This is a genomic window from Brevundimonas sp. UBA7534, assembly GCF_002479325.1.
In the GTDB taxonomy this organism is placed as follows: Bacteria; Pseudomonadota; Alphaproteobacteria; order Caulobacterales; family Caulobacteraceae; genus Brevundimonas.
This window is the reverse complement of the sequence record NZ_DLMO01000078.1, coordinates 1-4,452: the sequence shown is the minus strand read 5'-3', so window position 1 is coordinate 4,452 and position 4,452 is coordinate 1. Positions and strand designations below refer to the sequence as shown.

Genomic DNA, 4,452 nt, shown 5'->3' with positions numbered 1-4,452 from the left:
TCAGCCTGGTCCACCACGTCAACCAGGCCCTGCGCGCCAACACCCTGTATCAGCGCGACAAGGACTACATCATCATCCGCAGCTCGTCGTCCGACAGGGCGGCGAACTTGGGCTCCAGCGCATTGATGCGCTGGGCCTGGTCCTGGAAGGCCTTGACCTTGCGATCGTTGGAGGAGCCGAAGAGTTTCTTGGCGAAGCCGAGCATGGTGGGTCCGATGGGCGGTCGAGCGTCGAAGGAGCGGCTCTGGAATCCCTGAAGGGGGCGGCGATACGGACGCCGCGGGAGAGGCCCGGACCGGCGGCGACCCTCGAAAGCGCCGCCACGGGCGCGCGCGAAGGGCCGCGCAGACGATCAAAACCCCTCGACTTGGGCGCAGGCGGGACTTAAGCACCGGCCTTATCCCTGTCAACGCGAGGGCCTTCCCGCCCAGCGACGGAGCGCCCCCTTGATCCCTGTCCGGCGACCGTTCTCCTTCCTGGCCCTCGCGGCCGTGAGCGCCGCTCTGGCCCTGTCGGCCTGTTCGCGCGGGGGCGACGACACGCCGCCGGAAAAGGGCGACCAGGCCGTGGCGCGGGTGCAGGACCAGACGATCTGGGCTTCGGACGTCCGGCGCGAGGCCGTGGCCCAGGGGCTGGTCGGCGAGGGCGAGCCGCTGGACGCCACCTCGGACCTGTTCCGCCGCGTTCTGGACGAGGTGATCGACCAGAAGCTTCTGGCGCGAGAGGCGGAACGGCGCCGGCTGGACGCCGCGCCCCTGGCGCAGCGGCGGCTGGAGGCGACGCGCGAACGGATTCTGGGCGACATGCTGGTCGAGAGCGTGGTCAACGACGCCATCACCGACCAGGACGTCCAGCGTCTCTACGCCGAACAGCTGCGGCTGGCCCGGTCGTCCGACGAGTATCGGCTGCGGCTGATCCTGTCGCGCACCAAGCCCGAGGCCGACGCCGTGGTCGGCATCCTGGCCCAGGGCGCCGGGTTCGAAGCGGTGGCCACGGAACGTTCCATCGACGAGGCGACGCGCTTTTCGGGCGGCGACCTGGGCTATTCGACGCTGGACGTCATGCCCCAGGCCTATGCCGACGCCCTGCGCGACAAGCCCGCCGGCGCCGTGGTCGGTCCGTTCCAGACCGAGGGCGGCTGGGCCGTGCTGAAGGTCGAGGATCGCCGCAAGGAGAACCCGCCCACGCTGGAGCAGGCGCGGCCCCAGATCGTGCGCTATCTGACCTATGAGGGCGTGCGCCAGTTGCTGGAGCAGCTGCGCGGCAAGGCCCAGGTCGAGGTGATGACGCCCGCCGCCCCGCCCGCCCCGGCGTCCCCGCCCTCGCCCGCCCCTTCCGCTCCCGCACCGGCCGCCTGACATGTCCAAGACCCCGAGCAAGCCCGGCCCCAAGGCCAGCCAGAAGATCGAGCAGGCGTTCGAAAAGGCCCTGGACCCCTTCGCCTCGGCGCTGAAGCGGGCGACGCGGCCCGCCGCCGCCGAACCCGCCGCCACGCCGCCGGCGGGCGGCAAACCGGGCCTCAAGGTCTCGCCGCTGGCCGTGCCCTTCCCGACCATGCCCCCCGTAGGCGGGGTCGAGATCGCCACCGCCCGCGCCGGCTTCTACAAGCATGAGCGCGACGACCTGGTGGTGTTCCGCTTCGCGCGCGGAACCAGCTGCGCGGGCGTGTTCACCCGACACAAGGTCGGGTCGGCGCCGGTCGACTGGTGCAAGAAACAGCTGGGCGCCAGCGAGGGCGGCAAGGACGTGCGCGCCCTGGTCGTCAACGCCGGCTGCGCCAACGCCTTCACCGGCAAGGCCGGGGCCGACGCCGCGCGCCGCACCGCATCGGAGGTGGCCAAGCGCTTCGGCTGCCGCCAGCGCGACGTCATGCTGGCTTCGACCGGGGTGATCGGCGTGGTGCTGGACGACAAGAAGATCGTCGCCCGCCTGCCCGAGATCGAGCACGCCCTGGACGGCGACCTGTCGCCCACGGAACAGTGGGCGCGGGCGGGTCGGGGCATCATGACCACCGACACCTTCCCCAAGGGCTCCTACGCCGAGGCCGAGATCGAGGGCTACAAGGTCCGCATCGCCGGCATCGCCAAGGGATCGGGCATGATCGCGCCGGACATGGCGACCATGCTGGCCTTCATCGTCACCGACGCCGACATCCATCCCAATGTGCTGCGCGCCCTGCTGGGTCTGCACGTGCGCACGACCTTCAACAGCGTGACGGTGGACGGCGACACCTCGACCAACGACACCTGCCTGCTGTTCGCCACCGGCGCCTCGGGCGCGCCGCGCATCGGGCGGGTCGGCGACCGCCGCCTGAAGAGCTTTTCCGCCGCCCTGGACAAGGTCATGCTGGACCTGGCGCACCAGCTGGTGCGCGACGGCGAGGGCGCGACCAAGTTCGTCAAGGTCACGGTCGACGGCGCCGCCAGCCCGGCCTCGGCCCGCAAACTGGCCAAGTCCATCGCCGACAGCCCCCTGGTCAAGACCGCCATCGCCGGCGAGGACGCCAACTGGGGCCGCGTCGTCATGGCGGTGGGCAAGACCGAGGAGCCGGTCGACCGCGACCGCCTGGCCATCCGGTTCGGCCCGCATCAGGCGGCCGTCGACGGCGCCCCGTCGCCGACCTACGACGAGGCCAAGATGAGCGCCTATATGAGGAACCCGGAGATCGACATCACCGTCGACGTCGCCTCGGGCCGCGCCTCGGCCACGGTGTGGACCTGCGACCTGACCAAGGGCTACATCGAGATCAACGGCGACTACCGCAGCTAGTGGCCGGCAAGCCCCCCGCCAAACGCAAGGCCACGCCGGCGCAACGCCGCCCGTCGGTGATGACCGGCGCGGCCATTCCCGTTCTGGGCTGGCCGCCCGACCCCGACCGCGTGGAGGCCATCTTCGAGCGGCTGAGCGGGGTCATGCCCGACCCGAAGACCGAGCTGAACTTCAGCAATCCCTTCACCCTGGTGGTGGCGGTCGCCCTGTCGGCCCAGGCCACCGACGTCTCGGTCAACAAGGCCACCGACCGACTGTTCAAGGTCGCCGACACGCCCGCGAAGATGCTGGCGCTGGGGGAGGAAGGCCTGATCCCCTACATCGCCTCCATCGGCCTGTACCGGAACAAGGCGAAGAACGTCATCGCCCTGAGCCGTATCGTCCTGGACCAGCACGGCGGCGAGGTTCCGCTGACGCGCGAGGGCCTGCAGGCCCTGCCCGGCGTCGGCCGCAAGACGGCCTCGGTGGTGCTGAACGAACTGGGGATCGAGGCGGCCATCGCGGTGGACACCCACGTCTTTCGCGTGTCGCACCGGCTGGGCCTGGCCAACGCCTCCACCCCCGACAAGGTCGAGGTCCAGCTGTTCCGCGTCGTGCCCGAGGACTGGCTGCCCAAGGCGCATCACTGGCTGATCCTGCACGGGCGCTACACCTGCACGGCGCGAAAGCCGAACTGCCTGGCCTGCGTGGTCGCCGACCTGTGCCCTTCGCGGGCGGGCATGCTGGCGCTGGGCGAGGCGCGGACCTAGTCCAGCGTCGGCCGCCCCCGGCCGGACTTGATCGCGCCGCGCGTCGTCTTGGCCTTCAGCCGACGTTCCTTGGAGGCCTTGGTCGGCCGGGTCGGCACGCGATAGGTCGGCCGCACCGAGGCCTGGTCCACCATCGCCTGCAGCCGCTCCATCGCATCGGCGCGATTGCGCTCCTGGGTGCGGAACCGCACGGCGCTGATGACGATCACCCCGTCCAGCGTCAGCCGGCTGCCCGCCAGCTTCATCAGCCGCGTCTTCACCGGGTCGGTCAGGCTGGGCGAGTTGCGGACGTCGAAACGCATCTGCACGGCGGTCGCGACCTTGTTGACGTTCTGACCGCCCGGCCCGCCGGCGCGGTAGAAGCGGAAGTCCAGCTCCTCTTCCGGGATGGTCGTCATGTCGACGCCGGCGGCGCGGCCTTGCGCGCCTTCACCACCGCCTGGTCCAGCGCCTGCAGGAAGCGCGAGCGATCGGCGGCCGAGAAGGGCGGCGGGCCCGAGGTCGCCACGCCCATCGAGCGAAGATGCTCGCCCACCATCCGCCCCGCCAGGGCCGAGCCGATGGAGTCAGGCGTGAACGGCTGGCCGTTGGCCTTCAGCGCCTGGGCCCCCGCCTTCAGGCAGCGGTCGGCCAGCGGGATGTCGGCGGTGATCACCACGTCGCCCAGGCCCGCGCGCTCGGCGATCCAGTCGTCGGCGACGTCGGGGCCGGCGTCGACCACCACCTGCTCGATCAGAGCCTCGCGCGGCGCCTGCATCCAGCCGTTGGAGACCACATAGGTCTTCAGCCCATAGCGCCGCGCCACGCGATAGACCTCCTCCTTCACCGGGCAGGCGTCGGCGTCGATGTAGAGGGTGGTGGCCATGACAGGCTTATGGCCCGAGACGGGCGAGGGGAGAAGGTCGTCTTCTTTCCTCCCCATGCAATGGGGAGG

At 70.8% G+C, this 4,452-nt stretch carries 5 protein-coding genes and 2 pseudogenes; 4 read left to right on the top strand and 3 right to left on the bottom strand.

Features of this window, described 5'->3' with window-relative positions; translation table 11 throughout:
- A pseudogene (locus B2U11_RS15715) lies at positions 1-74 on the top strand (hypothetical protein); the annotation flags it as partial.
- A gap of 2 nt (positions 75-76) precedes the next feature.
- Here the strand turns inward: B2U11_RS15715 and B2U11_RS05935 are convergent.
- A pseudogene (locus B2U11_RS05935) lies at positions 77-205 on the bottom strand (hypothetical protein); the annotation flags it as partial.
- A 241-nt stretch (positions 206-446) separates the two neighbouring features.
- Between B2U11_RS05935 and B2U11_RS05930 the strand changes: the two are divergent.
- From B2U11_RS05930 to nth, 3 genes are read left to right on the top strand one after another with little or no spacing between them, the layout of a single operon-like run.
- Positions 447-1,358, top strand: coding sequence for a peptidylprolyl isomerase (locus B2U11_RS05930; RefSeq protein ID WP_414632939.1), 912 nt, complete (start codon positions 447-449; stop codon positions 1,356-1,358).
- 1 nt (position 1,359) lies between these two features.
- Complete coding sequence (gene argJ, locus B2U11_RS05925; RefSeq protein WP_292070562.1) at positions 1,360-2,769, top strand: bifunctional glutamate N-acetyltransferase/amino-acid acetyltransferase ArgJ; 1,410 nt, start codon at positions 1,360-1,362, stop codon at positions 2,767-2,769.
- A gap of 59 nt (positions 2,770-2,828) precedes the next feature.
- Complete coding sequence (nth, locus tag B2U11_RS05920; RefSeq protein WP_292070565.1) at positions 2,829-3,518, top strand: endonuclease III; 690 nt, start codon at positions 2,829-2,831, stop codon at positions 3,516-3,518.
- Here nth and arfB read toward each other — a convergent pair.
- Positions 3,515-3,916, bottom strand: coding sequence for an alternative ribosome rescue aminoacyl-tRNA hydrolase ArfB (gene arfB / locus B2U11_RS05915; RefSeq protein ID WP_292070561.1), 402 nt, complete (start codon positions 3,914-3,916; stop codon positions 3,515-3,517). The two genes, nth and arfB, sit on opposite strands and share 4 nt — an antisense overlap.
- Positions 3,913-4,383, bottom strand: a complete 471-nt coding sequence (locus B2U11_RS05910) for a YaiI/YqxD family protein (RefSeq protein WP_292070560.1) — start codon at positions 4,381-4,383, stop codon at positions 3,913-3,915. The genes arfB and B2U11_RS05910 overlap by 4 nt, the downstream gene beginning before the upstream one ends.
- Between the last annotated feature and the right edge of the window lie 69 nt (positions 4,384-4,452).